Origin of the sequence: Streptomyces albofaciens JCM 4342, assembly GCF_008634025.1 — a bacterium.
GTDB classification, from domain to species: Bacteria; Actinomycetota; Actinomycetes; order Streptomycetales; family Streptomycetaceae; genus Streptomyces; species Streptomyces albofaciens.
This window is the reverse complement of sequence record NZ_PDCM01000001.1, coordinates 2382566-2408650: the sequence shown is the minus strand read 5'-3', so window position 1 is coordinate 2408650 and position 26085 is coordinate 2382566. Positions and strand designations below refer to the sequence as shown.

General features: G+C 73.8%; 24 protein-coding genes and 1 riboswitch. Of the genes, 7 read left to right on the top strand and 17 right to left on the bottom strand.

Annotation, left to right across the window (positions count from 1 at the left end):
• Nucleotides 1-136 precede the first annotated feature (136 nt).
• From CP973_RS10895 to CP973_RS10885, 3 genes are all read right to left on the bottom strand, one after another.
• Nucleotides 137-808: a response regulator gene (locus tag CP973_RS10895; RefSeq protein ID WP_150239704.1), complete on the bottom strand. Its 672-nt coding sequence runs from the start codon at nt 806-808 to the stop codon at nt 137-139.
• A complete protein-coding gene (gene macS, locus CP973_RS10890) occupies nt 805-2040 on the bottom strand; it encodes a MacS family sensor histidine kinase (protein ID WP_150243429.1) in 1236 nt (411 codons plus the stop codon). The genes CP973_RS10895 and macS overlap by 4 nt, the downstream gene beginning before the upstream one ends.
• 107 nt (nt 2041-2147) lie before the next feature.
• Nucleotides 2148-2921: a lysophospholipid acyltransferase family protein gene (locus tag CP973_RS10885; RefSeq protein ID WP_150239702.1), complete on the bottom strand. Its 774-nt coding sequence runs from the start codon at nt 2919-2921 to the stop codon at nt 2148-2150.
• 258 nt (nt 2922-3179) lie between these two features.
• On the opposite strand from CP973_RS10885, the gene CP973_RS10880 reads away from it, so the two are divergent.
• The 3 genes from CP973_RS10880 to CP973_RS10870 all read left to right on the top strand — a co-directional run bounded on the left by CP973_RS10880 (nt 3180) and on the right by CP973_RS10870 (nt 6128).
• On the top strand, nt 3180-3977 hold the full coding sequence (locus CP973_RS10880; RefSeq protein WP_150239700.1) for an alpha/beta hydrolase: 798 nt from the start codon (nt 3180-3182) through the stop codon (nt 3975-3977).
• Nucleotides 3964-4713 (top strand): hypothetical protein, encoded by a 750-nt coding sequence (locus tag CP973_RS10875; RefSeq protein WP_150239698.1) that lies wholly within the window; start codon nt 3964-3966, stop codon nt 4711-4713. Before CP973_RS10880 ends, CP973_RS10875 begins: the two co-directional genes overlap by 14 nt.
• A 188-nt stretch (nt 4714-4901) precedes the next feature.
• Nucleotides 4902-6128, top strand: a complete 1227-nt coding sequence (locus CP973_RS10870; protein ID WP_150239696.1) for an SGNH/GDSL hydrolase family protein — start codon at nt 4902-4904, stop codon at nt 6126-6128.
• 16 nt (nt 6129-6144) lie between these two features.
• Here the strand turns inward: CP973_RS10870 and CP973_RS10865 are convergent, their stop codons facing one another.
• The 6 genes from CP973_RS10865 to CP973_RS10840 form a co-directional block, all read right to left on the bottom strand.
• Nucleotides 6145-6945: an endonuclease/exonuclease/phosphatase family protein gene (locus tag CP973_RS10865; protein ID WP_425281953.1), complete on the bottom strand. Its 801-nt coding sequence runs from the start codon at nt 6943-6945 to the stop codon at nt 6145-6147.
• 6 nt (nt 6946-6951) lie between these two features.
• On the bottom strand, nt 6952-7893 hold the full coding sequence (locus CP973_RS10860; RefSeq protein WP_150239692.1) for an ROK family glucokinase: 942 nt from the start codon (nt 7891-7893) through the stop codon (nt 6952-6954).
• 99 nt (nt 7894-7992) lie between these two features.
• Nucleotides 7993-8544: a DUF5304 domain-containing protein gene (locus CP973_RS10855; RefSeq protein ID WP_150239690.1), complete on the bottom strand. Its 552-nt coding sequence runs from the start codon at nt 8542-8544 to the stop codon at nt 7993-7995.
• A gap of 99 nt (nt 8545-8643) precedes the next feature.
• The gene (locus CP973_RS10850) at nt 8644-9852 is read right to left on the bottom strand and encodes an ArsA family ATPase (protein WP_150239688.1); all 1209 of its coding nucleotides are present in this window, start codon (nt 9850-9852) and stop codon (nt 8644-8646) included.
• Between the two features lie 2 nt (nt 9853-9854).
• On the bottom strand, nt 9855-10331 hold the full coding sequence (locus CP973_RS10845) for an SRPBCC family protein (RefSeq protein ID WP_150239686.1): 477 nt from the start codon (nt 10329-10331) through the stop codon (nt 9855-9857).
• A 140-nt stretch (nt 10332-10471) separates the two neighbouring features.
• Nucleotides 10472-11236, bottom strand: a complete 765-nt coding sequence (locus CP973_RS10840) for a metallophosphoesterase family protein (protein ID WP_150243427.1) — start codon at nt 11234-11236, stop codon at nt 10472-10474.
• Nucleotides 11237-11534: 298 nt separating this feature from the next.
• On the opposite strand from CP973_RS10840, the gene CP973_RS10835 reads away from it, so the two are divergent.
• Nucleotides 11535-13331, top strand: a complete 1797-nt coding sequence (locus CP973_RS10835) for an AMP-dependent synthetase/ligase (RefSeq protein WP_150239684.1) — start codon at nt 11535-11537, stop codon at nt 13329-13331.
• A gap of 115 nt (nt 13332-13446) precedes the next feature.
• On the opposite strand, the gene CP973_RS10830 is transcribed toward CP973_RS10835, so the two are convergent.
• The gene (locus CP973_RS10830; protein WP_150239682.1) at nt 13447-14589 is read right to left on the bottom strand and encodes a glycosyltransferase family 4 protein; all 1143 of its coding nucleotides are present in this window, start codon (nt 14587-14589) and stop codon (nt 13447-13449) included.
• 158 nt (nt 14590-14747) lie between these two features.
• Between CP973_RS10830 and CP973_RS10825 the strand changes: the two genes are divergently transcribed.
• Nucleotides 14748-16130 carry a glycosyltransferase family 87 protein gene (locus CP973_RS10825; RefSeq protein WP_150239680.1) on the top strand — a complete coding sequence of 461 codons (1383 nt, stop codon included), beginning with the start codon at nt 14748-14750 and terminating at the stop codon, nt 16128-16130.
• Here CP973_RS10825 and CP973_RS10820 read toward each other — a convergent pair.
• From CP973_RS10820 to CP973_RS10800, 5 genes are all read right to left on the bottom strand, one after another.
• A complete protein-coding gene (locus CP973_RS10820; protein ID WP_150239677.1) occupies nt 16087-17364 on the bottom strand; it encodes a hypothetical protein in 1278 nt (425 codons plus the stop codon). The two genes, CP973_RS10825 and CP973_RS10820, sit on opposite strands and share 44 nt — an antisense overlap.
• A gap of 40 nt (nt 17365-17404) precedes the next feature.
• Entirely contained in the window at nt 17405-18433 is a 1029-nt protein-coding gene (locus CP973_RS10815; RefSeq protein ID WP_150239675.1) for a C40 family peptidase, read from the bottom strand.
• A 262-nt stretch (nt 18434-18695) separates the two neighbouring features.
• Entirely contained in the window at nt 18696-19730 is a 1035-nt protein-coding gene (locus tag CP973_RS10810; RefSeq protein ID WP_150239673.1) for a C40 family peptidase, read from the bottom strand.
• A gap of 492 nt (nt 19731-20222) precedes the next feature.
• On the bottom strand, nt 20223-21599 hold the full coding sequence (locus tag CP973_RS10805; RefSeq protein ID WP_425281952.1) for an NYN domain-containing protein: 1377 nt from the start codon (nt 21597-21599) through the stop codon (nt 20223-20225).
• Nucleotides 21600-21630: 31 nt separating this feature from the next.
• Nucleotides 21631-21870: a hypothetical protein gene (locus CP973_RS10800; RefSeq protein ID WP_150239669.1), complete on the bottom strand. Its 240-nt coding sequence runs from the start codon at nt 21868-21870 to the stop codon at nt 21631-21633.
• 271 nt (nt 21871-22141) lie between these two features.
• On the opposite strand from CP973_RS10800, the gene CP973_RS10795 reads away from it, so the two are divergent.
• The gene (locus CP973_RS10795; protein WP_150243425.1) at nt 22142-22861 is read left to right on the top strand and encodes a rhomboid family intramembrane serine protease; all 720 of its coding nucleotides are present in this window, start codon (nt 22142-22144) and stop codon (nt 22859-22861) included.
• On the top strand, nt 22858-23139 hold the full coding sequence (locus CP973_RS10790; RefSeq protein ID WP_030593194.1) for an Lrp/AsnC family transcriptional regulator: 282 nt from the start codon (nt 22858-22860) through the stop codon (nt 23137-23139). The genes CP973_RS10795 and CP973_RS10790 overlap by 4 nt, the downstream gene beginning before the upstream one ends.
• Before the next feature lie 86 nt (nt 23140-23225).
• On the opposite strand, the gene CP973_RS10785 is transcribed toward CP973_RS10790, so the two are convergent.
• A complete protein-coding gene (locus tag CP973_RS10785) occupies nt 23226-24608 on the bottom strand; it encodes an aminotransferase class V-fold PLP-dependent enzyme (protein ID WP_150239667.1) in 1383 nt (460 codons plus the stop codon).
• A 170-nt stretch (nt 24609-24778) separates the two neighbouring features.
• A riboswitch (SAM riboswitch) is annotated at nt 24779-24896 on the bottom strand.
• Between the two features lie 95 nt (nt 24897-24991).
• A complete protein-coding gene (gene trpD, locus CP973_RS10780; protein ID WP_150239666.1) occupies nt 24992-26056 on the bottom strand; it encodes an anthranilate phosphoribosyltransferase in 1065 nt (354 codons plus the stop codon).
• Between the last annotated feature and the right edge of the window lie 29 nt (nt 26057-26085).

Genomic DNA, 26085 nt, shown 5'->3' with positions numbered 1-26085 from the left:
GATGGGGCGGGAAGCGAATTCCCCGGAAATGCCGGGGAGTTGGCGCGATGCGTTCACTCGTACGAGCGCATGGCGCAGGGCGCGTACGGTGTCCCGCGCGCCGCACGGGCGGCACCGCGCCCCTGGCGGCGCGGGCTCACGCCTCGTCCAGGCCGCGTTCTATCGCGTACCGGACCAGCTCGACGCGGTTGTGCAGCTGGAGCTTGCCCAGGGTGTTCTGGACGTGGTTCTGGACCGTGCGGTGCGAGATGACCAGCCGCTCGGCGATCTGCTTGTACGACAGGCCCTTGGCGACCAGGCGCAGCACCTCGGTCTCCCGCTCGGTCAGCCGGGGCGCGCCCGGCTCGTCCTCGGCGGCCGGGGCGGGCTCGGTCGCCAGCCGGCGGTACTCCCCCAGGACCAGTCCGGCCAGGCCGGGCGTGAACACCGGGTCACCGGCCGCCGTACGCTGCACCGCGTCCAACAGCTCGTCCGTGCTGGCCGACTTGAGCAGATAGCCCGTCGCGCCGGACTTGACGGCCTCCAGCACATCGGCGTGCTCGCCGCTGGCGGACAGCACCAGCACCCGCAGCGCCGGGTTGGCGCCGACCAGCTCCCGGCAGACCTCCACGCCGGGCAGGCCCGGCAGATTCAGGTCCAGCACCAGGACGTCGGGCGCGGCGGCCTGCGCGCGGCGCACCGCCTGCGGCCCGTCCCCCGCGGTGGCCACCACCTCGAACCCGGCCTCGGCCAGGTCGCGGGCGACCGCGTCCCGCCACATCGGGTGGTCGTCGACCACCATCACCTTCACGCCGCGCGCCTCGCTCATGCCGTGCTCCTCCCCCGCTTCCCGCCCCCGGGCACCGCACCGCCCTTGGGGACCTTCAACTCCACTTCCGTGCCCTGGCCGGGGACCGAGATCCAGTCGGCGCTGCCGCCCAGGTCGCGCAGGCGGCCGCGGATCGACAGGGCGACCCCGAGGCGGCCCTCGCGCTCGGCGTCCGCGAGCCGCCCCTCGGGGATGCCCGGGCCGTCGTCCCGCACGGTCACGATCACCTCGTCCGGCTCGTCCTCCACCAGGATCCACGCCTGTGCCGTGGCACCCGCGTGCACCCGCACATTGTCCAACGCGGCACTGACAGCGGCGGCCAGCTCCGCCGCGGCGGCGGCCGGGAGCACCACGGGCGCGCCGGGCTCGGAGAACGTGACGCGCGCGCCGGCGTGCGGTGCCAGCAGGGCCCGTACGTCGCAGGGGCCCGCGTCGGGGCCGTCCTCGGCGCACGGCACCGGTGCGGCCAGCGCCTCCTCCGGGGTGCGGACCGTATCGTCCGCGGTGCCGGGGACGGCCGCGCGCGGCGGGACCAGACCGCTGGAGACCAGCGTGCGCAGCGCGATCTCCTGCTCGCCCGCCATCCGGCCCAGCTCGGCCGCCTCGCCGCCGATCGCGGCGCCGCGCCGCTGCACCATGGCCAGGACCTGGAGGACGCTGTCGTGGATGTCCCGGGCCAGCCGTTCCCGCTCGCGGGTGGCGGCCTCGATCTGGAGCGCGCGGGCGAGGGTGCGCTCACTGGCGCGGGCCACTTCGACCACGTAGCCGATGGCGACGCTGGCCACCCACACCAGCACCACGTTGTGGATGGTGTCGCGGGCGAGTTCCTGGCGCTCGACCAGGTTGACCACGGCGACCAGCGCGGAGGCCACCGCGGCCCAGCGCCAGCCGCCCTTGATCGCGAAGCCGAGCACCGCGCCCGCCGTCCAGATGGAGGGCAGGGTCGCCGCGCCGTCCATGATCCGCTCATGGCTGTCCGCCACGAGGGTGAGCAGGATGCCGCCGAGCGCGAAGGACAGGTCGCCGATGAGGAAGGCGCGGGTACAGCGCTCCGCCGAGGTCGTACGGCGCCAGGTGAAGGCCATCCACACGGTCAGCGCCGTCATGTAGGCGGCGGCGACGAGGGGGTGGGCGTACTTCTTGTAGGAGACCACGAACAGGACCAGGACGTAGGCCAGGGTCAGGACGCGGTAACCGGTCAGCGCCCGCCACAGCGGGAGCTCCACGGACATCCGGACCGGCCGCTGGGGCCGTCCCGTGCCCCGGCCCGCCGTCTCCCCGGCCGCGGACCGTATCTGTGCCTCTGCCATTTCGCCCCCACCCCTGTGCCGGGGCGCGACTACGCCCCGGATCCGGTCCGGCCCTGCTGCTCCGGCTGCCCCTTGCCGGTCCTGGCCGCCTTTTCGGCCTTCTCGGCCTTCTCGGCCTCGGCCTTCTTCTTGGCCGCCTCCGCGATCTGCCGCTTGGCGGCGGTCGCGTAGATGTCCACGTACTCCTGGCCGGACAGCTTCATGATCTCGTACATGACCTCGTCGGTCACCGAGCGCAGGATGAAGCGGTCCCCCTCCATGCCGTGGTACCGGCTGAAGTCCAGCGGCTTGCCGATGCGGATGCCCGGCCGGATCATCTTCGGCATGATCTTGCCGGGCGGCTGCACCTTCTCCGTGTCGATCATCGCGACGGGGATGACCGGGGCGCCGGTGGCCAGCGCCACCCGGGCCAGGCCGCCCGGCTTGCCGCGGTAGAGGCGGCCGTCCGGCGAGCGGGTGCCCTCCGGATAGATGCCGAACAGCTCACCGCGCTCCAGCACCTCGATGCCGCTCTTGATCGCCGCCTCGCCCGCGCCGCGCGCGCCCGAGCGGTCCACCGGCAGCTGGCCGACGCCCTTGAAGAAGGCGGCGGTCAGCTTGCCCTTGACGCCCGGGGTGGTGAAGTACTCGGCCTTGGCGATGAAGGTGACCTTCCGGTCGAGCACCGCGGGCAGGAAGAAGGAGTCCGAGAAGGACAGATGGTTGCTCGCCAGGATCGCGGGTCCCGTCGCGGGGATGTTCTCCAGGCCCTCCACCCAGGGACGGAAAGCCAGCTTCAACGTCCCGCCGACGGAAAACTTCATTGCGCCGTAGATCAACCCACTGCCTCCTGTGTCTGACGCAAAGACCTTAACCTGCCCCGCCGCGCCCCTCTCCTCGAAGGTCCGGCCCACCGGCGGCGGACGGGCCCCGCCGGGTACCGTGCGGGGCCCGGGGCGCCTCCCGGCAGCGGCCGGGGCACGGGGTGCCTTTGGACCTATCCGCCCGGCGCCGCTCCGCGTACGCTTCCAGTAACCCGCACGAACCGTTGCCGCCCGGCCCTCACCGATCGGAGTCCCCCGGTGCCGCTGCTTCCCGGAGCCGAGCCGTTCCGCCGCGACGGCGGCCCGACCGGCGTCCTCGTCTGCCACGGGTTCACCGGCTCCCCCCAGTCCGTCCGCCCCTGGGCCGAGTATCTGGCCGACCGCGGCCTGACCGTCTCGCTGCCGCTGCTGCCCGGGCACGGCACCCGCTGGCAGGACATGCAGCTCACGACCTGGCAGGACTGGTACGCCGAGGTCGACCGCGAGCTGCGGTCGCTGCGCGAGCGGTGCGAGCGGGTCTTCGTGTGCGGCCTGTCGATGGGCGGCGCGCTGGCGCTGCGGCTGGCCGCCCAGCACGGCCCCGCCGTCAGCGGCCTGGTCCTGGTCAACCCCGGCAACAAGGTGCACGACGCGGCCGCCCCGCTGCTGCCGGTGCTGCGGCACGTGGTGCGGACGACCAAGGGCGTGGCGGACGACATCGCCAAGCCCGGCGCCCACGAGCTGGGCTACACCCGGGTGCCGCTGCACGCCGCGCACTCCCTGCGCCGCTTCTTCCAGGTCGTCGACGCCGAACTGCCCCGGGTGACCCAGCCGTTGCTGGTGCTGACCAGCCCGCAGGACCACGTCGTGCGGCCCGCCGACTCCGAGCGCATCCTGAGCCGGGTGTCGTCCACGGACGTACGGCAGACGCTGCTGGAGCGCAGCTACCACGTCGCCACGCTCGACCACGACGCCGAGCGGATCTTCCAGGACACCTACGACTTCATCGCCCGCCTGGCGCCGAGCGTGCGCGGGGGCGTGGAGAGTGAGGAGACGGCCCCCAGTGGTGGAGCGTAGCCCCCGCGACCCCCGCGACCCGCTGGACGAGGAAGCCGCCTGGGCCGAGATAGTGGCCGGCTACGGCGAGGCGCCCGCCTTCCCGGATGAGGACGGGCCGGTCGCCGGCCCGGACCGCGGCGGTGCCGGCGCCCCGTCCGGCGACCGCTCTCCCGGTGAGCGAGCTTCCGGCGACCGTGCTTCCGGCGACCGCGTTTCCGGTACGGGCACGGACCGCGCGGACCGCGGCCGTACGGACGAGGACCGCCCGGACGGTACGGCGCGGGCCGACGGGAAGCCGCCCGAGAAGGCGGGCCCGGGGCGTGCGGACGGTGACGACGCCGGCCTGACGGTCGAGGACCGGCCGCGCAGCGAGCCCTCCCCCGGCGCGCCCGGCCGGCCCGGCGGCGGCCCCGTCGGCGGTTCCGTGGTCTTCGCGCCCGGCGTCGGGCCGCGCGACTGGTCGGCGCGCGAGGCGTCCGACGGCGACTTCGACGACACCGACGAGGGCCACTTCGAGCCGCCCGAGCCGCCTCCGCTGCCCAAGGCCGACGTGACGGCCAAGTTCGCCTGGATCGCGGTGCTCGGCGGGCCGCTGCTGCTCGTGCTCATGGTGCTGTTGCAGCAGCCCGTCACATGGTGGATCACGCTGCTGGGCATCGGCGGCTTCCTGGGCGGCTTCGCCACGCTGGTGGCCCGGATGAAGCACGACGACGAGGACGAGGACGACCTGCCGGGCGGCGGCGCGGTCGTCTGACCGCGCCGTACCGCCGTACCGCCGTACCGCCTTCCTTCGGGCGGTTTAGCCCCGCCCGCCGGGTGTCCTGACCGTCGGTGACCCTCCGACCGGAGATGATCACGCCGAGTGTCCGGCCGTGTCTCCGGGAGGCCCCCATGCGTCATCCGCTCGCGTCGTCATGCCCACGCCCACGCCGTCGTTCCCGGGTGGCCGCGGCCGCCGCCACCGCCGCCGCGGTCACCGGACTGCTGGCCACCGCCCCGGCGGCGGCCACCGTGCCGCAGGCGCGGCAGCCCGCCGGGCCGGGGGCCGTGGTCTCCCTCGGCGACTCCTACATCTCCGGCGAGGCCGGGCGCTGGGCGGGCAACTCCGACGCCAACCCGGCCAACTTTCCCCGTATCGACGCGCTCGGCCCCACCGCGTACCACGACAACGCGCGCGGCACCGCCGAGCGGATCCCGAAGTGCCACCGCTCGCGCTCCGCCGAGATCCACCTCGGGCTGCCCGGCACCGAGAGCGAGAATCTGGCCTGTTCCGGCGCCCGTACCGACTCCTTCCTCGCCCCGCGGGGCGTCGCCAAGCCGGGCCTGGACTTCTCGGACGCGGCGGGCGTGCCGGGCCAGGCCAAGCAGCTGGAGGAGTACGCCCGCGACCACCCCGTGCGGATGGTCGCGGTCTCGGTCGGCGGCAACGACTTCCGCTTCGGCGACGTGGTCCAGTCGTGTGTGCTGGCGTATCTGAGTCCGCTGCCGAAGTCGTGCAGCCAGGACGCGGCCAACCGCGCCCGGTTCACCGACCGGGCGGTCGAGCAGCGGGCGGGCGACATCGCGGGCGGGCTGCGGAACGTACAGCGGGCGATGCTGCGGGCGGGCTACGACCCCGACGAGTACGACGTGATCGTGCAGAACTACCCGGCGCCCATCCCGCACGGCCGCGACTTCCGCTACCCGGCGCCGCTGGGCGCGCGCCAGACGCTGGGCGGCTGCGCGTTCACCGACCGGGACGCCGACTGGGCGGTGGACAGCGTGCTGCCCGCGGTCAGCCGCGCGGTCGAGCGGGGCATCGACAGGAGCGGGCTGACCAACGTCCATTTCCTCGACCTGACGCACAGCTTCGACGGTCACCGCCTGTGCGAACGGGGCGTCGGGCTGGTCGATCCGGTGCGCGGCACGGTGAGCCGGTGGACCGACCCGGGGGCGTCCGACAAGACGGAGTGGATCAGCTGGGTACGGACGATCAGCGCGGTGCTGCCGCCGTTCCAGGTGCAGGAGGCGCTGCACCCCAACCACTGGGGCCAGTTGGCGCTGCGCAACTGCCTGCGGCAGGCGTACGCCGGCCTCGACTCGGCCAAGGCCCCCAAGAGCCGGCTCACCTGCACCGGCGGCGGCCCGGGCCGCAACGAGCGCGGGGAGCCGCGGATGAAGCTGTCCTGAGGGGTGCCGGGCGCGGCTACCCGGCGGCCGGGACCCGGAGGGCGGCCAGCACCGGCAGGTGGTCGCTCGCCGCGAGGAGGTCGCCGTGGCTGACGCCCGGCAGATCGCGCGGCACACCGCAGCCCAGCACCTCGACGCCCTCGGTGGTGAACACGGCGTCGATGCGCTGGTGGGGGTCGTGGGGTGTGGAGGTGAACTCCCCGCCCCACGGTGCCGCCGCCCAGGCGTCGGTGAGCGCGCCCGCCAGCCGCCGGAAGGCGCGCCCGTCCGGCCGGTCGTTCAGGTCACCGGCCGCGACGGCGTACGGGGTGTCCAGCGCGCTCAGCCGCTCCAGCAGCAGGCCCGCCTGGTCGTAGCGCTCGGCCGCCTGGAGGCTGAGGTGGCAGCTGAGCAGGCCGAGCCGGGCGCCCCCGATCCGTACCACCGCGGTCGCGAAACCGCGCTGGTGCAGGCCGGGGGTGCGGGGCAGCAGCACGTCCTCCGTGCGCTCCACATGGGCGCGCAGCGTGGACAGGATCATCGGGCCGGCCGCGGTGGCGCCGCCCGTCACATGCACCAGGCCGGTGGCCCGGCAGAGCTTCGCCACGCTCTTGCGCCAGCGGAAGAAGCGCGGCGCCTCCTGGACGAACACGAGGTCCGGGGCGCAGGCCCGGATCACCCGGGCCAGCGCCGTACGGTCGTCGCGCAGCGAGCGGACGTTGTAGCTCAGCACGCGGAGCACGGCCGAGCCGCTCCGCTTCGCTCCGCCTCCGCTCGATGCGGAGTCCTCGGGAGCGGAGCCCGGCTCGGTCCGGGAGGCGGGCAGCGCGGCCGGCACCGCGGGTCAGCCCTGGCGTGCCAGGTCGGCGGCGCCGACCAGTCCGGCCTTGCCGCCGAGCTGGGCGGCGAGCACCTGGGCGTGCGGGCGCCACTGGTTGCCGACCAGCCAGCGGCGGAAGGACTTGCGGATCGGGTCGAGGACCAGTTCGCCCTCGTCCGAGACGCCGCCGCCGACGATGAAGGCGGACGGGTCGAAGAGCGAGGCCAGGTCGGCGAGGCCGGCGCCGGCCCAGCGGGCCAGCTCGCGGAAGGAGTCGATGGCGACCGGGTCGCCCCGGCGGGCGGCCTCGCTCACATGCCGTCCCTCGATGCCCTCGGAGGTGCCGTCGCCCATGGCGAGCAGGATCTCGGCGTTCTCCGGGGTGGCGAAGGCGCGCTGGCGGGCGTAGCGCAGCAGGGCGCGGCCGGAGGCGTACTGCTCCCAGCAGCCCTGGCTGCCGCAGCCGCACAGCAGGCCGTCCGGCACCACGCGGATGTGGCCGAACTCGGCGGCGACGCCGAACCGGCCGCGGCGCAGCTTGTTGCCGATGATGATGCCGCCGCCCAGGCCGGTGCCCAGGGTGATGCAGATGACGTCGCTGTGGCCCTGGCCGGCGCCGAAGCGGTACTCGCCCCAGGCCGCCGCGTTGGCGTCGTTCTCGACGACGACGGGCAGGCCGACGCGCTGCTCGACCTTGTCCTTCAGCGGCTCGTGGCGCCAGTCGATGTTCGGTGCGAACAGGACGGTGGCCCGCTTCTCGTCCACATAGCCGGCGGCTCCGATGCCGACGGCCTCGACCTGGTGGTCCGCGCTGATCGTGCGGACCGCGTCGGCGATGGCCTCCGTCAGCTCGTCGGTGGCCTGCGGGGTCGGCACCTTGCACGTTTCGAGGATCGTGCCCTCTTCGTCGACCACGCCGGCCGCGATCTTCGTGCCGCCGATGTCGACGCCGATGGTGAGTCCCATGTGTCCCTCAGTTATTGGTCGTACCCCGCCGCGTACAACGGTACCGGAGCGGAGGGCGCCATCCGCGCCCTCCCGACCAAGAGGGGCCGCCCGCCCGCCTCAGTCCAGGTCGATCCGCTCGGTGCCGGCCGGGCCGTCGTCGTCCCGGCGGGGGCCGTCCGTGGTGTCCCGCTTGTCGCGGATGTCGTGGACGGTACCGCCGTCCCGGCCGGTCTCCGGGTCTGCCGCGTCGCGCGGGTCGGCCGCCGCGGCCTCGCCGGCGGCCTCGCGGGTCCAGCGGCGTTCGCTGCTCTGGACGGCCGAGCGGTAGGCGGCCAGCAGCTCGGAGCCGGCGGCTGCGAGGTGGTCGAAGACCTCCGGATTGCGCTCGACGACCGGCTCCACGGCGGCCTTGGCCTGCCGGAACAGCTGCTGTACGGCGCCCTGCGCGGCCATTCCGGCGAGCGCGCCCGGCAGCTGGATGCCGGCGAGCTTGTCCGTGACGGCATCGGCGAGGCGGCGCAGTTCCTCGGCGGCGCTGCCCGGCGGCGGGCCGTACTGCGCGCGGCGGCGGGCCTTCTCGGCCGCCAGGTCCTCGGCACAGGCCGTCTCCCAGGCATCGGCGTCGAACCGGTCCGTACGGTCGGCGGGGCGCTCGGTGGCATCGCTCATGGCGGACTCCTGCGGCGAGGCGGTTCGGCCGCCGCGCGGGCGCGGCGGATTCGAGGCGGTGCTGCTTCTCCCGACGTTACCCGAACGGCGGTGTGCCGTTCACAGACCGCGCGGCCAGAGGGCGGGGTCGGGGGTGAAACGGATGTGCAGCGCGCCGTCGCGCAGCCCCGCCCCGGAGACCGAGCAGCGGCGCAGCGCGGAGGGCAGGGTGCGTATCCGCCGGAAGCGGCCGGCGGTCACGATCACCTCGTCGCCGCGCCGCAGCAGCCCGAGCCCGTCGCGCTCGGCGCCCGGCAGCGGCACCCGCCACACCAGCAGGCCGTCCGAGGCGAGCCGGTCCTCCACGGTCCACGGGTCCCCGGCGCCCGCGGGCGCGGCCGGTTCCCCGGCAGCGCCGCTGTTCAGCGCGTCCAGTTCCTCGACGCCCTCGGGGTCGCGGCCCAGGTGCGGCACCTCGACGACGGGCGTCTCGGGGAACTCCTCGCGCAGCGCCTTGAGCGCGCTCTGCTGCTGTCCGGACAGCCCGGCCAGGAAGGGGTCGGACGAGCCGGTGGGCAGCAGCCGGTTGGCGACGACGGCGTCGGTGCGGTGCCCGTACAGGGCGAGGCCCGAGCGCACCTCGCGCAGGTCGGCGACGGCACCCGGGGCCGCCTCGGTGACGATCCGTACGGTCGTGCCGGGGTGGTCGATGACGGCCTGTACGGCGGCGAGTTCGTGCTCCCAGCGCTCGGCGGCCTCGTACAGCTTCTGCGTGGGCAGCTGCACGCCCGCCAGCTGGGCGAGCACCGGCCGCAGCGCGCGGGCGGCCTGGCGCTCGGGCGGCAGCAGGCGGCGCAGGTAGCGGCGGGCCTGCTCGGGCAGGGCGAGCAGGGCGACGGTGTCGGCGGCGGGCGGCATGTCGACGACGACCGTGTCCGGGCCGTCGGGCTCCCCGCCCGCCTGGTGGGCCGCGCGCAGTTCATGGAGGAGGGCGAACGCCTCGGCGCCGGGGAGTTCGGTCAGTTCGTCCTCGTCCAGGGGCGCGGCGCCGAGCAGGTCGAGGGCGGATTCCGCGCGCTCCTGGAAGGCCAGCGCCTCGCGGCGGAAGTGGTCACCGGCGTCCACGCAGCGCACGTGCAGGCCGGGGACGACGGGCACCGGGCCGTCGCCGGGGCGGACGGGCCGGATGCCCAGGACGCGTTCCGCCGCGCCGCCGCGGGCGGTGAGCAGCAGGACGCGCCCGCCGCGCCGGGCACCGGCCAGGGCGGTCGCGGCGGCGAGGGTGGTGCGGCCGGCGCCGCCGGGACCGGTGACGAGGACGGTGCGCATGGTCAGAGGCTCTTGGCCTCGCCGGCGGCCGGGGCCGCGGGGCCGCTCTCGACGCGCTTCTTCAGCCCGTCCAGCGCGCGGTCGATGATGACCTTCTCCGCCTTGCGCTTGATCATGCCGAGCATCGGGATCTTGACGTCCACGGTCAGCTGGTACGTCACTTCGGTGTGCGCGCCGCCGGCCAGCGGGACCAGCCGGTAGGAGCCGTCGAGGGTGCGCAGCATCTGGGACTTCACCAGCGACCAGCTGACCTCGTGGTCGCTGATCCAGTCGTAGGCGAGGGTGTGGTCGTCCTTGATCGCGCCGGCGTCCAGCAGCAGCCGGACCTGCTCGGCGCGGCCCTGCTCGTCCTTGCTGAGGATCTCGGCTTCCTTCACCTCGCCGGTCCAGTCCGGATAGCGGGCAAAGTCGGCGATCACTCCCATCACCTCGGCGGGTGCCGCCTCGATCGTGATGCTAGAGCTGGTGTGTTCGGCCATCGCCGTGACTCCTCCATGCCGATTCGTGCCGGTCCGCCAGACGCGTATCCCTGCTGCTGAAGGCTACCGCGCGGGGAGAGCGCCCCGGACAGGCTCCCCGCCCGTCCCGGCCGCCCCCGGGAAGGGCCCCGGCAAGACCGTCACCACTCCATGACGTACGGCGTTCCCGTCGCGTTGAAGTGCCCGACGTTCACGCACTCGGTGGCGCCGACGCGGACCCGCGGGGCCAGCGGCTGGTGCACGTGCCCGAACAGCGCGTAGCGGGGGCGGGTGCGGCGGATGGCGTCCAGGAGGGCGGAGCTGCCGCGCTCGAAGCGCCGGGCGACGACGTCGTAGCACAGCTCGGGGACGTCCGGCGGGATGTGGGTGCACAGCACGTCCACCTCGCCGACCGCCTCGATCTTGGCGGCGTACTCTTCGTCGCTGATCTCGTAGGGGGTCCGCATGGGAGTCGTCAGCCCGCCGCCGACGAAGCCGAAGACCCGGCCGCCGATCTCCACCCGCTCGCCGTCCAGGACGGTGGTGCCGGGCCGCGCGTATTCGGGCCACAGGTGCGGGAGGTCCACGTTTCCGTACGTGGCGTACGTCCGGTCCGGGAAGGCGGCGAACAGTTCGGCGTACTGCCGGCGGACGGCCGCCTCGATGACGGCCATCCGGCCGCCGCCTTCGCGTTCGATGTCGCCCCACAGCCGACGGCCCAGCGCACGTGCTTCCTCGAAGCGGCGGGCGGTACGCAGCTCGACCAGCCGGTGGGCGTTCTCGACGCCGAAGAGGTCGGGGAAGATGCCGCGCGAGTGGTCGGCGTAGTCGAGGAAGAGGACGAGGTCGCCCAGGCAGACCAGGGCGTCGGCCCCGTCGCCCGCCCTGGCGAGGTCCGGTCCGTTGCCATGTACGTCACTGACCACATGCACGCGCATGACGTCACCCTAGATCGAATGGCGTACCGCCGGGAGAGGGGTCCGACCTGCGGTTACTTCCCGGTCACCGAAAGCCTGGTCTAGTCTGCGCTGAGCAGTCCCCAGGCGTGTCCGAAGGTGCGGCACACCGCTGTGACGCATCGAACATCTGGGCGTACACCCCTATCCCAAAAGCAATACCGGTGGGTAACGTCCGGGCAGTCCACCACCCCCCCCTGCCTGATCATGGACCGCAGCCGGCCGGCACACAGCGTCGTGAGGCCGGCGCCAATGAGGAGCAGCAGTCTTGCGCGAGTTCAGCCTTCCGGCCCTGTACGAGGTCCCCGCGGACGGCAACCTGACGGATCTGATCCGCCGCAATGCCGCGCAGCACCCCGATGTCGCCGTCCTGGGCCGCAAGGTCGACGGGCGGTACGAGGACGTCACGGCCACCGAGTTCCTCGCCGAGGTGCGGGCCGTCGCCAAGGGCCTGATGGCCACCGGGATCCAGGCGGGCGACCGGATCGGCCTGATGTCGCGCACCCGCTACGAGTGGACGCTGCTGGACTTCGCGATCTGGAGCGCGGGCGCCGTCACCGTCCCGGTCTACGAGACCAGCTCCGCCGAGCAGGTGCAGTGGATCCTCGGCGACTCCGGCGCGGTGGCCTGCCTGGTGGAGACGCCCGAGCAGGAGGCCGCCGTCGAGTCCGTACGGGACCGGCTGCCCGCGCTGGAGAACATCTGGCAGATCGAGCGGGACGCGATCGCCCGGCTGCGCGCGGCCGGCGAGGGACTCACCGACGCGGAGGTCGACGAGCGCAGCGCCCTCGCCGACGCCGACTCCCCCGCCACCATCGTCTACACCTCCGGCACCACCGGCCGCCCCAAGGGCTGTGTGCTCACCCACCGCAGCTTCTTCGCCGAGTGCGGCAACGTCGTCGAGCGCCTCAAGCCGCTCTTCCGCACCGGCCACTCCTCGGTGCTGCTCTTCCTGCCGGTGGCGCACGTCTTCGGGCGGCTGGTGGAGGTGGCCTCGGTCATGGCGCCCATCAAGCTCGGCCACGCCCCCGACATCAAGAACCTCACCGACGACCTCGCCGCCTTCCGCCCCACGCTGATCCTCGGCGTCCCCCGGGTCTTCGAGAAGGTCTACAACTCGGCGCGGGCCAAGGCGCAGGCCGAGGGCAAGGGCAAGATCTTCGACCGGGCCGCCGACACGGCCATCGCCTACAGCCGCGCGCTGGACACCCCGGCCGGGCCCGGCCTCGGCCTGAAGCTCAAGCACAAGCTGTTCGACACGCTGGTCTTCGGCAAGCTGCGCGCGGTGCTCGGCGGCCGGGCCACCCACGCCATCTCCGGCGGCGCGCCGCTGGGCGAGCGGCTGGGCCACTTCTACCGCGGCATCGGGTTCACGGCCCTGGAGGGCTACGGCCTGACGGAGTCCTGCGCGGCCACCGCCTTCAACCCGTGGGACCGGCAGAAGATCGGCACGGTCGGCCAGCCGCTGCCCGGCTCGGTGGTCCGCATCGCCGACGACGGCGAGGTGCTGCTGCACGGCGAGCACCTGTTCACCGAGTACTGGAACAACGAGGCCGCGACCAAGGAAGCGCTCTCCGACGGCTGGTTCCACACCGGTGACATCGGCACCCTGGACGAGGACGGCTACCTCGCCATCACCGGCCGCAAGAAGGAGATCCTGGTGACGGCGGGCGGCAAGAACGTCGCCCCGGCCGTCATCGAGGACCGCATCCGCGCGCACGCGCTGATCGCCGAGTGCATGGTGGTCGGCGACGGCCGCCCGTTCGTCGGCGCGCTGGTCACCCTGGACGAGGAGTTCCTGCCGCGCTGGGCGGCGGAGAACGGCCGCCCGGCCGGGCAGGGCGTCGCCGAGCTGAGCGAGGACCCGGAGCTGCTGGCCGCGGTGCAGCGGGCGGTGGACGACGGCAACGCGGCTGTCTCCAAGGCCGAGTCGGTACGCAAGTTCCGCATCCTGCCGACGCAGTTCACCGAGGAGTCCGGGCATGTGACGCCGTCGCTGAAGCTGAAGCGGAACGTGGTGGCGAAGGACTTCGCGGACGAGATCGAGGCGATCTACCGCCCGTAGCGGGCGGCGGGACGTGGCGGCGAAGGCCGGGCGCGCTGGTTCCTCCGGCCCGCCCGGCCTTCGCGTACCCAGCCTCCGCGCAGACGGCCGTCCCCCGTACCGCCGCGCATACCGCTTACAGCAGTTCCTTCAGCCGCTCCGCCAGCAGGTCCCAGCGCCACTTCTCCTCCACCCAGGCCCGGCCGCGCTCGCCCATCCGGCGGCGGGCGTCCGGGTCCTTGAGGAGGGCGATGACGCGCTCGGCCGCGACCGTCGGGGAGCCGCCCGGGACGACGTACCCCGTCTCGCCGTCCAGCACCGCGTCCGGCGCGCCGCCGGAGTCGCCCGCGACGACCGGGAGTCCGGTGGCGGACGCCTCCAGGTAGACGATGCCCAGGCCCTCGACGTCCAGCCCGCCGCGCCGGGTGCGGCACGGCATCGCGAAGACGTCGCCCGCGCCGTAGTGGGCGGGCAGTTCCTCCCACGGCACGGCCCCGGTGAAGCGCACCGAGTCCGCGACGCCCTTCTCCTGGGCGAGCGCGTGCAGCTGCTTCTCGTACGGGCCGCCGCCGACGATCAGCAGCACCGCGTCCGGTACCTCGGCCAGGACGCGCGGCATCGCCTCGATCAGGGTGTCCTGCCCCTTGCGCGGCACCAGCCGGGAGACGCAGACGACGACCGGCCGCCCGGCGAGCCCGAGCCGGGCCCGTACCGCGTCGCCGCCCGAATCGGGGTGGAAGGTCTTCTCGTCCACACCGGGCGGCAGTTGGACCATGCGGCGGGCGGCGGCCGGGGTCAGCGCGCCGGCGATCCGCGCACGGGTGTACTCGCCGAGGTAGGTGATCGTGTCGGTGCCCTCGCCGATCCGCCGCAGCAGCTGGCGGGAGGCGGGCAGCTGCGCCCAGCCCGCCTCGTGCCCGTGCGTGGTGGCCACGATCCGGCGCGCGCCCGCCCGGCGCAGCGCCGGGGCCATCAGACCGAGCGGCGCCGCGGCCCCGAACCACACCGAGGAGCAGCCGTGGCGGCGCAGCAGGGCGGTGGCGGTGCGGGTCACCCGGGGCGTCGGCAGCAGCATCGTCGCGCGGTCCCGTACGACGTGGAAGGGCTGCTCGGCGTCGAAGCGGGCGGTGGCGGCGACGCCCTCCTCGCTCCGCTTCCAGGTGGAGGCGTAGACCACCACCCGGTCCGGGTCCAGGCGCAGCGCCATGCTGTGCAGGAAGGCCTGGATGCCGCCGGGGCGGGGCGGGAAGTCGTTCGTGACGATCAGCGTCTTGTCCATTGCCCTCGCACAGTACCGGGTCACCGGACACGGCCGGTGGGGGCGGCCCCGGCACGGACGTGTCTCGTCTACGGTCGTGAGAGGCCGTCGGGCGCGCGTCCGGGCGCGGACGGCGCAAGGACGGCGGAGAGCGACGGAGGACGGCGGGCGAGGTGCCGATGACCAGGACCGGGGGACGGCCCCCGTGGGACGCCGTGCGCTCCCTGGCGCCGCCGGTGGCGGTGTGGGCGGCGACCCGGGCGGCGCTCCTGCTGTGCGTGTTCAAGGTACTGGTGGTCCCGGGGCCCGACGTGACCAGCGACATCTCGGGCATCTACCACGGCTGGTCCGAGGTCCTGAAGTCCGGCAGCTTCCCGCGGGACGACGTGACCTGGCAGTACCCGCCGGCGGCCGCGCTCGCCGTGCTCTCCCCCGGCCTGCTGCCCTTCCTGGACTACGCCTCGGCCTTCTTCCTCCTGGCCTGCGCCGCCGACGCGGCCGCCTTCGCGCTGTTCCTGTACGCGGGCCGGCGGCCGGGCAAACGCCTCACCGGCGCCTGGGTGTGGACCGCGGGCGTCGCCCTGCTGGGCCCGACCGCGTACTCCCGGTACGACCTGATGGTCACGGCCGTGGCCGTCGCCGCGCTGTTCGCCGCCGCCGGCCGGCCGCGCGTCTCCGGCGCCCTGGTCGCCTTCGGCGCGCTGCTGAAGGTCTGGCCGGTGCTGCTGCTGGCCGGCGCTCCTCTGCGCGGCCGCCGGGCGCGCGAGTTGTGGGGCGCTGCGGCCGTCGGCGCGCTCGCGATCACGCTGCTGCTCGTCGCCTGGGCCCCTGGCGGGCTGGCGTTCCTCACGTTCCAGCGCGACCGGGGTACGGAAGTGGAGTCGCTGGGCGCGCTCGTCTTCCACCTCGCCCGGCAGTTCGGCTGGGACGGCGAGGTGCTGCTGAACTACGGCTCGGTGGAGTTCGTCGGCCCCTACGTACCGCTGGTCAGCTCCCTGGCGCTGGTCCTGACCGCGGCGGCCTTCGGCTGGCTGCTGCTGTGGCGGCTGCGCGCGCGGCGGTTCACGTCCGCCACGCTCGCCGACGCCGCCTTCACCGCCGTCCTCCTCTTCGTCACCACCAGCCGGGTCATCAGCCCGCAGTACATGATCTGGCTGGTCGGTACGGCGGCCGTGTGCATGACGCTGCGGGCGAGCCGGATGGCGCTGCCGGCCGTGCTGGTGCTGCCGGCGACCGGGGCGACGCTGCTGGAATTCCCCGTCCGGTTCGCGGAGGTGGTGACCAGTCAGGGTGCCGGCGTCGTCCTGCTGACCGTACGCAACGGCCTGCTGGTGGCCGCCTCGCTGACCGCCTGCCGCGCGCTGTGGCGCTCGACGGTCACCGGGCCACGGCGGCGGCGCGCGGACGGCACCCGCCGGCGGACCGCCGGGAAGGGGCACGGGCCGGACGCCGAGCCGGAGCCGGGCACCGTCGCCGCGTCCCGTACAGAGGAGGCCTTCCCGGCACCCGCGCCGTCCGTCAGCCCAGCTGCTCCGCCACATACGCCCGCCACCGCCGGGTGAACTCCGCCGGGCTGACGCCCAGCTGGTCCCGCATCGCCCGCCCGGCGCTCTCCGTGCCGCCGCGGCCCGCCGCCCGGTAGAACGCGCCGAGCTTCCGCTCGCCCCACCGGTCGGCGATCATGCGGCAGGCCAGCCAGCCGCTCTCGTACGCGCGGGCCAGCTGCCGCGCGCTGCGGCTGAAGCGGAAGTCGCCGTCGGCCGGGAGCCGGGACGGCGGGGCGCCGGTGGCGACCGCGTGGGCCAGTTCGGGGGCGGTGGTGGGGGCGGGGCGGCCGCCGCCGCGGTAGGCGGCCCAGTCGGCGAAGCCCTCGGAGAGCCACATCGGGGTGGCGGACGTGGTGGCCGTGCGCGTCGCGACGTGCGTGGCCTCGTGTGTCAGCACGACCTGCCGGCCGGCCGCGGACAGTTCCCCGTACGCCTCCGGGTTGACGACGACCCGGTCGGCGGGGGCCGCCGCGGCCGGGCCCGGCTCGCCGGTCGTCACGGCCGCTATGCCCCGGTAGCCCGCCGGGTCGGAAGCGTTCAGCAGCTCCGCCATCCGCTCCAGCGACTGCGGCGCCTCGACCACCACCCGCCCGGCCCACTTCCCGGGCCACGCCTTGCCGACGGCGGGCACCGCCGCGTCCGTACGCTCGGCCAGTTCGCGCAGCGCCGCCGTGCCGCGCCCGACCCCGAGGACCAGGCTGTGCCGCCCCCGGACGACCTCGACCGGCCCCTGGTCCCACAGCCGGCGCGCGCTGCGCCGCCCGCTCGTGGCGCCGTCCGAGTCCGAGCTGATCCGCCACCGGCCGCCCCGGTCGGTGAGGGTCAGGTACTGGACGGCGGTGACCGGCGCGCTGTCGTACCCGGTGAGCCGGTAGCGCAGCCGTACCTCGGCCGCGACCCGCCGCCCGTCCGCGCCGACGGCCGGGGGCAGCCCGAACGCGTCGGTCCGCACCAGTTCGTACGACCAGGCGGCCAGCGGCACCCGCGCGAGGTTGGCGAACATCCGCCGCTGCTCGGCGCGGTACCCGGACGCGCGGGGGTCGACCGAGGCGAGGAAGGCCGCGGTGTCGCGGTTCCGTACGGCCGCGGCGCGCTGGTCCAGCATCCGCTGGATGCCCGGCGGGGCGGTCTGCGCGCCGGCCGGGTCGTCGCAGCCGGTGAGGAGTGCCAGCAGCGCGAGCGGCAGGGCCGCGCACAGCACCGCCCTGATGTCCCGTACCGCCCGCCGCCGCACCTGATGACCTGCCACGCGGCTGATCGTAAGCACCGTCCCGGAGCGCGCACAGGGGTCAGGGGCGGGTTACGGACGAGATCGGCATCATGCCGACGGGGTCGGACCGGACCCGTGCGCCCGGATGCGGCGCGTGCACCACCTGTCCGTTGCCCACATACATGCCGACATGGCTGGCATCGTCCCGGTAGATGACCAGGTCTCCCGGCCTGGCCTGGCTGACCTGAACCTGCCGTCCCGCGCCCCGCTGGGCTTGCGAGGTACGCGGGATGGAGACTCCGGCGCGCGCGTAGGCCCACTGCATCAGCCCAGAGCAGTCGAAGGCGCTCGGGCCGGACCGCCCCCACGCGTACGGCGTGCCGATCGCCGCGCGCACCGCCTGGACGGCGGCCCCGGCGCGGCCGGAGGAGTGCGCCGCCCCGGACAGGTCGGGCAGCGACCGCCCGAGGCCGCGGTTCGCCCGGTCGAAGGCCGCCCGGTCGGCGCCGGTCAGCGCGTTCAGCAGGCGCTGCGCGGCGGCCAGCTTGTGCTCGATGTCCTTCTTGTGGCGCGCGACTTCGCGCCGGCTCGCCTCCAGGTCCGTCAGCTTGCCGGCCGCCGCCCGGCGCTGTTGCTCCAGTCCGCGCTGGGCGCCCTGGAGTTCGCGCAGCTGCCCCGCCTGGTTGCCGTGGACGCGGTCGAGGACGGAGGCCTTGTCGAGGTAGCTCGCCGGGTCCTCGGACAGCATCAGCTTCAGGGCCGGGTCCAGGCCGCCGGAGCGGTACTGGGCGGAGGCGATGGCACCGAGCCGGGCGCGCAGCCTGTTGACGCGCTCCTGGCCGCGGGCCACCCGGTCCTGGAGGGCGGTGACGTCGCCGCGCAGCTTCCGGGTCCGTTCGGAGGCCCCGTTGAACTCCTCGGTGACCTTCTCGGCCTGTTCGTAGAGAGCGCCGACGCGCGAGGTGACCTCGCCGGGCGCCGGAGCCGGTGCGGCGCTCGCCCCGGCCGCCGACAGGGCCGCGGCCGCGGTGATCGCGGCGGCGGACAGGACGGTGACCCTGGTCGCACCGGCCAGGCCGGACTGTGAGACACGGCGGTGGGACGCCACGAGAGCCGCACTCCCTTCCGTGCAGCCGCTGCCGCCCGGGCGGACGGTCGATGACCGGCGGCTGCGAGGGCAGACAGTAACGGCGCCGGTGGCCCGTATCCAAAGACCCGCAACCCGCCCTGCCGGTACGCAAAAAGCCGCCCCGCCGGTGACTGCGCAGGTCACCGGCGGGGCGTGAAGTCAGCGGCGGCCACCGCAATTCGCCCGATCGGGCGGCAGCGGCGGCCGGTTCCCGCGGCGGCGGGAACCGGGCCGGTCCGCGTCAGACGCGGACGCCGAACTGGAAGGGCATGTTGTTGATCGACTCGTAGCGCACGGACGCGCCCGGCTTCGGCGCGTGCAGCACCTGGCCGTTGCCCGCGTACAGGCCGATGTGGTGCAGGTCGCCGTAGAAGAGGACCAGGTCGCCCGGCTTGAGGGCGCTCTGCGAGCCGATGCGGGTACCGGCGTTGGCCTGCGCCTGGGAGGTGCGCGGCAGCGACTGGCCGGCCTGCTGGTACGCCCAGGAGGTCAGGCCCGAGCAGTCGAAGGAGGACGGACCGGTGGCGCCCCACACGTAGGGCGAGCCGATCTTGGAGGCGGCGGCGGCCAGCGCGGCGGCGCCACGGCCCGAGGCCGGGGTGTCGTTGCCCAGGTCGGGGCGCTCGTTGCCGCGGCTGGAGCGGTTCTTCTGCGCCTCCTCCTTCTGGAGCGCCTCCTTCTCCTTGGCGGTCAGGGTGTTGAGCAGTTCCTGCGCCTTGGCGAGCTTGCCCTTGATCTCGTCCTTCTTCTCACCCAGCGCCTTGCGGGTGTCGGAGAGGTCCTGGATCTTGGACGCGGCCTCCGCGCGCTCCTGCGCGAGCTGCCGCTGCTTGTCCGCGATGGTCTTCAGCTGCTCGGCCTGCTTGCCGCTCAGCTGGTCGAGCGTGGCGGCCTTTTCGAGGTAGGTGTCCGGGTCGCCGGACAGGAACAGCTGCACGGACGGGTCTATGCTGCCGCTGCGGTACTGGCCGGAGGCGACCGAACCGAGGCCCTTGCGGAGCTGGTTCAGCTCTCCCTGGCCGCGGGCGACCTTGTCCTGGAGGCTGTCCACCTCCTTCTGCAGCTTCTCCTGGTCCTCCTTGGCCCCGTTGTACTTCTCGGTGGCCTGCTCCGCCTGCTCGTAGAGCTTGTCGACCTCCGACTTGACCTCTTCCTTCTTGGGCTTCGGGTCGGCGTGGGCGGCCTGGGACGAGAGTGCGACGGCCGCCGCTGCGGTCGCGGTGAGCACGGTGACACGAGTGCGGCTCGGCTGCTTGGGTCGACGGTGGGACGCCACGGAGGCGAGCTCCTTCTTCCTTCAGCCGCCTACCGGGAAGTGGGGGTAGCTGCACCCCGGCTCCGCGTCAACGTCGCGGACTCGGCGGTTCCTTCACTGTTCACCCCGGATGGATGATCAACTGCATGAAGGGTTGAGGCCTGACCTTAGTAACCGTCTTGTGATCGCTTCAAATCCTCACCGGAAAAAACTCCTGGATGGTCCTCATCCTTTACCAACATCACACAGGCAGTAGCGGTCACTTGACACTCAGGCACGAACGGCAGGCATGAGATACCCCGTTGATGGGTACACCTTTACCTCCGCATCGCACGCCGCTCCGGCCTCGGACCCCCCGGCGGCGCTTCCACGGAACATATCTCCCACACCACCTCGGACGTCCTGTGTTCGGGACAAGTCGTACAGGTGTTACGGGTCGTACGGGTCTGACGAGTCGTACGGGTCGTACGGATTTCGCCGGCGGGCCGCACGACGCGAAGCGCTGCCGGCCGTTCAGATGCGGGCGAGCCGCTTGAGCAGCAAGGCGGATGCCACCGGCCGCGCCCCCGCCTTGGCGACGCCGTCGGCCACCTCGCGGTCGGTGGAGACCACCACCACCGGGCGGCCGGGCGGCTCGGCTCGTACGAGCTGGCGAATCAGCTCATCGGCCGTCACACCCGGCTTGCTGAACAGGACCCTTACCCCGCGCGGCGGCGCGAGCAGCACCGGCGCGGCCAGCTCGGCGCCGTCGAAGACGCACGTCATCTCCGCGCCAGTCTGGGCGGCCAGCACCGCGAGGCCGCCCAGCAGCCGCAGCCGCTGCTTGTCCAACGGCATCGTGGGATAACCGGTCTTGGTGACGTTGTAGCCGTCCACCACCAGATGGGCCTGCGGCAGCGCCAGCAGTTGGTCCAGCAGCGCGGGGTCGGTCTCCGACAGCGCGCGCGTGGCGATGTCCTTCGGCGTCATCTTCCCCGGCGCCACGGCATCGACCGTATCGGCCGGGTGTGTATCGGCGGGCGGCAGCGCCAGTTCGCGACGCAGCCCCTGGGCCGCGTCCAGCACGGTGTCCAGCAGCAGCCGCAACCGCATGTCCTCGACGCTGCGGCCCTCCCGCGTGGCACGGCGGCTGGCCTCCAGCAACGCCTCGACCTCCGCGATCCGGCCCCTGAGGCGGCGCGCCTCACTGTCGGCCGCGCTCTTCTCCTGCGCGGCGGCGGCCCGTACGGACTCCGTCTCGGCCGCGGCCTTGCGCGCCGCCGCCTCACCGCGCTTGACGTCGCTGAGCGCGCTGCGCAGCTTGCGCTGCAACGACTCGTTCTCCTTGCGCAGCGCGTCCAGGTCGCCGCGGACGCGCTCGGCCTCGCTCCGGGCCTGCGCGCGGACCTGCGCCAGTTCCTCGCGCAGCGCCGCCAGCTCGCGCTCCGCCTCCTCGCCGGCCCGCTCGGCGCGGGCGCGCTGCGCCTCCTCGCCGGCCGCCGCGACGAGCTTGACCCAGCCCTCGGGGCGCAGCACATAGGCCGCCGCCGCGACGTCCAGCGGGTCGGCGGCGGCGGGCGGGGTGCCGCTGTCCAGCGCCTCGGCCAGCTCCGGCTGGGCCTCGCGCAGCCGGCCCGCGATCCGCTGCCGGAAGACCGTGTCGTTCTCCAGCGCCGCGGCCATCGCGTTGCCCGCGAACTTGGCGCGGCGGCTGGGGGTGAACCGGGCGTACTGCCGCAGCGGCGGCGGAAGTTCGGTGACCGTCAGGCCGCCGAAGGCCTCCGCGGTGAGCGCCACGACCCGGCGCCGTACGCCCTCGGGCAACGGACGGTCGAGCACCTCGTCCGCCGCGGCCGCACCGGCCTCGGCATCGCGCTCCGCCCCCGCAGGCCCATCTGGACGCTCCACCACTGCTGCATCGCTCCGATCTCAGGCGCTCGACTCAGGCGCTCGCGCCCGGACGGTCCACCAGCTCGATCTGGTCGACCGCGTTGCACCAGCGGCAGCGCACCGACTCGATGCTCTCACTGCGCACCTCCCGCTCCTCCACCTTCGCCTCCCCGGCCAGGTCGAAGTGGAGGTACTCCACGGTCTCGGACCGGCGGGTCACGTCGAAGCGCGTCAGGTTGCCGCACAGCGTGCAGCGCCACCGGGTCCCGGCCGTCGGCATGGGAACAGCCATGGTGTCGTCCTCTTTCGTCGCTCGGCCGAGCGGGGCTCGTGCTGTCGTTCGGGGGCTTCCCGCGGTGCGCCGTCGGACTGCGGAAGTACGCGGGGTACTGCCCGTACCCTACGGCCTGACGCCGGTGCGGCGCGGGCCCCGCCCGGGAGCCGGGACGCGGCGAGGCGCTCTGTCCCGAATGCCCCTATTGAGCCATGATCACTTCATGACGGCCCCGCCCCTGATCCCCCGGACGCCCCGCGTCCGCTCGGTGCTGACCGTGTTCTCCCGCATGACGAACGTCCTGATCGCCGTGTGCTGTGTCCTCTTCGTCATCGGTCCCGCCTCCGGCCTCAACGGCATATACGGCACCGGCGACGCCGTCGTCCAGGCGCAGACCGTGTACTTCGAACGGTGGGGCGTCATCCCGCGCGACCTGTGGAGCGGCTCGCCGCGCGCGCTGCTCACCCCGCTGACCGCCCTGTTCATCCACGGCAGCTGGCTGCACCTGCTGGGCAACGTGCTGTTCCTGTACGTCTTCGGCGGCATGGCCGAGAGCCGCATGGGCCGCCTGCCGTTCACCCTCTTCTACCTCGTCACCGGCTACCTGGCCCTGATGGGCTACGCGGCCGCGCACGCCGCGTCCGGCCAGACCCTGGTCGGCGCCTCGGGGGCGATCTCCGGGGTGCTGGGGGCCTTCCTGTACCTGTTCCCCAAGGCCCGCGTCACCAGTCTCTACCCGTTCCTCCTCTTCCTGCCGCTGCGCTTCCCCGCCTGGATCGTGCTGCTCTTCTGGTTCCTCCTCCAGTGGCTCGCCGCGCAGCGCGACCCCAGCACCCCGGGCGTGGCCTACCTGGCCCATGTCGTGGGCTTCGCGGTGGGCTTCCTCTACGCCTGGGTGCGCTACCGGCCGGCCCCCCGTCCGCCGCGGGGCGCCGCCGCGGCCACGGGTAGTGTGGGGTCCGCCGGAACGGCGAAGCAGCAGGCGACCGAGGGAGAGAGCCAGCCGTGATCACTTCGATCGTGCTCATCAAGACCAGCGTGGACCGCATCCCGGAGATCGCGGAGAAGATCGCCGCGCTGGAGGGCGTCAGCGAGGTCTACTCGGTCACCGGTGCGCACGACCTGATCGCGATGGTGCGGGTCGCCCAGCACGACGAGCTGGCGGATGTCATCCCCGGCCGGATCAGCAAGATCCCGGGCGTCGCCTCCACCGAGACGCACATCGCCTTCCGTACGTACTCCCAGCACGACCTGGAAGCGGCCTTCGCCATCGGCCTGGACGCCTGACCGGCGCGGGCGGCTGTGCCCGCCCGCGCCGGCGTCACCCGCGTCGCGGCGCCCGGACAGCGGAGCGCCGCGGCGAGGTGGTCTGTTTACGCCGCCGCCGCGGTGTCCGGCACGCAGCGCCCGTCCTCGGTGCGGTAGCTCCACCGCGCACCGTCCCTGACCAGCTCCTTGACCGCCCGTACGAAGCGGTCCACGTGCTCGTCGGGCGTACCGACGCCGAAGCTCACCCGGATGGCGTTCAGGCTCTTCTCCTCCGGCGCGCCCTCCGGCGCACCGCACTCGCCGGGCGCCTGCGACTGCGCGCCCAGCAGGGTCCGTACGAGCGGGTGCGCGCAGAACAGCCCGTCGCGCACGCCGATCCCGTACTCCGCCGAGAGGGCCGCCGCGAAGTGCGAGCTGTTCCAGCCCCGGACCACGAAGGAGAGCACCCCCACCCGCGGCGCGTCGTCCCCGAACAGCGACAGCACGGTCACCTCGGGCACCTCGGCGAGGCCCGCCCGCACCCGCTCGACCAGGTGCTGCTCCCGGGCGACCAGGTTCTCGAAGCCCGCCTCGGTGAGGGCCTTGCAGGCGGCGGCGACGGCGTAGGCGCCGATGACGTTGGGCGAGCCGGCCTCGTGGCGGGCGGCGGTGGTGTGCCACTCGACGTCCACCCCGCCGTCGCCCCGGCGGGCGACCGTACGGCTGGCGCCGCCGCCCGCGAGGTACGGCTCCGCCTCCTGGAGCCAGTCCGCGCGCCCGGCCAGCACACCGGCGCCGAACGGCGCGTACAGCTTGTGGCCGGAGAAGGCGACCCAGTCCACGTCCAGTTCCGCGATGTCGACCGGGTGGTGCGGGGCGAGCTGGGCGGCGTCCAGCACGATCCGCGCGCCGTGCGCGTGCGCCGCTGCGGCCAGCTCCCGTACCGGCCACAGCTCACCGGTCACATTGGACGCACCCGTCACGCACACCAGGGCGTTCGCGTACGGCTCGCGCTCCGCGAGCGCCCGCTCCAGCGTGTCCACCGCCTGCCCCGGCGTACGCGGCGCGTCCAGGTACGTCACCTCGACGTCCGCGCGCTGCTCCCAGGGCAGCAGCGAGGCGTGGTGCTCGGTCTCGAAGACGAACACCCGGGTCCGCGCGGGCAGCGCCGCGGCCAGCAGGTTGAGCGAGTCGGTGGTGGAGCGGGTGAAGACCACCTGGTCCCCCTCCCGCGCCCCGAGGAAGCGGGCCACCTCCGCCCGGCTGTTCTCGAACAGGTCGGTGGACAGCTGCGAGAGGTAGCCCGCGCCGCGGTGCACGCTGCCGTAGTACGGGGCGTACGCGGCCACGTCGTCCCAGACCCGCTGCAACGCCGGGGCGCTGGCGGCGATGTCCAGCGCCGCGTACTCGACCTCGCCGCCGGTGACGAGCGGGACCAGGACGTCGCGCCCCAGCACGGGCAGCGGGGCGCAGACGGCGGCATCGGTGGCGGCAGCGGAAACAGGCATGGCGAACTCCCGTAAAGGCATGGCGAATTCACTGCGGGGCACGCACGCAGAAGCGGGGCCCACCGGCAGTGGAGAAAGAAAAAGGGGGTGCGGGAACGGGCCGGACGGCCCTAACGCATTCGCTGCATCATGAGAGATCTCCCTCAAGGACCAGGATCCCTGGCACGAGGGATCCGCGCTTGCCGCAGACCTCGCTGCCTGCGGCCTGGTCATCACCCGGGGCACCCCGCCACGGACGGAGGGTTGCCGGACAGCGGGCCGGGGCCGTAGTCGCTGTCACTCGTGACCTGCGCAGCATCATGCCACACGATCGGACGCGCGCAAGGCCCGGTCCGCATCCCGGACCGGGCCCCGCGTCACTTCAGCGCCGTCTCAGACGCTTCTCAGGCGTTGCTGGCCGCCACCCACCGCTCCAGAGCCCGGCGGGCCGCGCCGGAGTCGATGGCCTCGGCGGCCCGCTCGATGCCCGCCGCGATCTGTTCGGCCAGCGGCGCCCCGGTCGGCGCCAGCGCCACCAGCGCCGCCGCCGAGTTCAGCAGCACCGCGTCGCGCACCGGCCCCTCCTCGCCGCCCAGCAGGCGGCGCGCCACGTCCGCGTTGTACGAGGCGTCGGCGCCGCGCAGCGCCTCCACGGGCACCAGGCCGATCCCCACGTCCCGCGGGTCGAAGGTCTCCTCCCGTACGGCGCCGTCGCGCACCACCCACACCTTGGAGGTGGCGGTCGTCGTCAGCTCGTCCAGCCCGTCGTCGCCCCGGAAGACCAGCGCGGAGGAGCCGCGCTCGGCCAGCACCCCGGCCAGGATCGGCGCCATCCGCGCGTCGGCGACGCCGGTGGCCTGCGCGCGGACCTTCGCCGGGTTGGTCAGCGGGCCCAGCACGTTGAAGGTCGTACGGATGCCCAGCTCGCGCCGTGCGGCGGCGACGTGCCGCAGCGAGGGGTGGAACTTCACCGCGAAGCAGAAGGTGATGCCGGCCTCCTCGGCCACCTCGACGACCCGGCGCGGCGTCAGGTCGAGGTTCACGCCCAGCTTCTCCAGCACGTCGGACGCGCCGCTGGCCGACGAGGCGGCGCGGTTGCCGTGCTTGACGACCTTCGCGCCGGCGCCGGCCACCACGATCGAGGACATGGTGGAGATGTTGACGGTCTTCGCGCCGTCGCCGCCGGTGCCGACGATGTCCACGCTGGGACCCGGCACCTCGATGAGGTTGGCGTGCGCGTACATCGTCCGGACCAGGCCGGAGATCTCGGCGACGGTCTCGCCCTTGGCGCGCAGCGCCACCGCGAACCCGGCGATCTGCGCGTCGGTGGCCTCGCCGCGCATGATCCGGTCCATCGCCCACGCGGTGTCGTCGGCGCTGAGGTCGCGGCCCTGGAGGAGGGCGTCGAGGACGGCCGGCCAGGTGTGGGCCGCCACGCTGTCGCCGCCGTTCGGGGTCGCAACGTTCATGGTCCACACTCCTGGATTCGTGTCCTGCT

Bases quoted from the DNA above. Each gene is read 5' to 3' on its own strand.
- CP973_RS10895 (WP_150239704.1), bottom strand. From the start codon at position 808: ATGAGCGAGGCGCGCGGCGTGAAGGTGATGGTGGTCGACGACCACCCG.
- macS (WP_150243429.1), bottom strand. From the start codon at position 2,040: ATGTCCGTGGAGCTCCCGCTGTGGCGGGCGCTGACCGGTTACCGCGTC.
- CP973_RS10885 (WP_150239702.1), bottom strand. From the start codon at position 2,921: ATGAAGTTTTCCGTCGGCGGGACGTTGAAGCTGGCTTTCCGTCCCTGG.
- CP973_RS10860 (WP_150239692.1), bottom strand. From the start codon at position 7,893: ATGGGACTCACCATCGGCGTCGACATCGGCGGCACGAAGATCGCGGCC.
- CP973_RS10855 (WP_150239690.1), bottom strand. From the start codon at position 8,544: ATGAGCGATGCCACCGAGCGCCCCGCCGACCGTACGGACCGGTTCGAC.
- CP973_RS10850 (WP_150239688.1), bottom strand. From the start codon at position 9,852: ATGCGCACCGTCCTCGTCACCGGTCCCGGCGGCGCCGGCCGCACCACC.
- CP973_RS10845 (WP_150239686.1), bottom strand. From the start codon at position 10,331: ATGGCCGAACACACCAGCTCTAGCATCACGATCGAGGCGGCACCCGCC.
- CP973_RS10830 (WP_150239682.1), bottom strand. From the start codon at position 14,589: ATGGACAAGACGCTGATCGTCACGAACGACTTCCCGCCCCGCCCCGGC.
- CP973_RS10825 (WP_150239680.1), top strand. From the start codon at position 14,748: ATGACCAGGACCGGGGGACGGCCCCCGTGGGACGCCGTGCGCTCCCTG.
- CP973_RS10800 (WP_150239669.1), bottom strand. From the start codon at position 21,870: ATGGCTGTTCCCATGCCGACGGCCGGGACCCGGTGGCGCTGCACGCTG.
- CP973_RS10795 (WP_150243425.1), top strand. From the start codon at position 22,142: ATGACGAACGTCCTGATCGCCGTGTGCTGTGTCCTCTTCGTCATCGGT.
- CP973_RS10785 (WP_150239667.1), bottom strand. From the start codon at position 24,608: ATGCCTGTTTCCGCTGCCGCCACCGATGCCGCCGTCTGCGCCCCGCTG.
- trpD (WP_150239666.1), bottom strand. From the start codon at position 26,056: ATGAACGTTGCGACCCCGAACGGCGGCGACAGCGTGGCGGCCCACACC.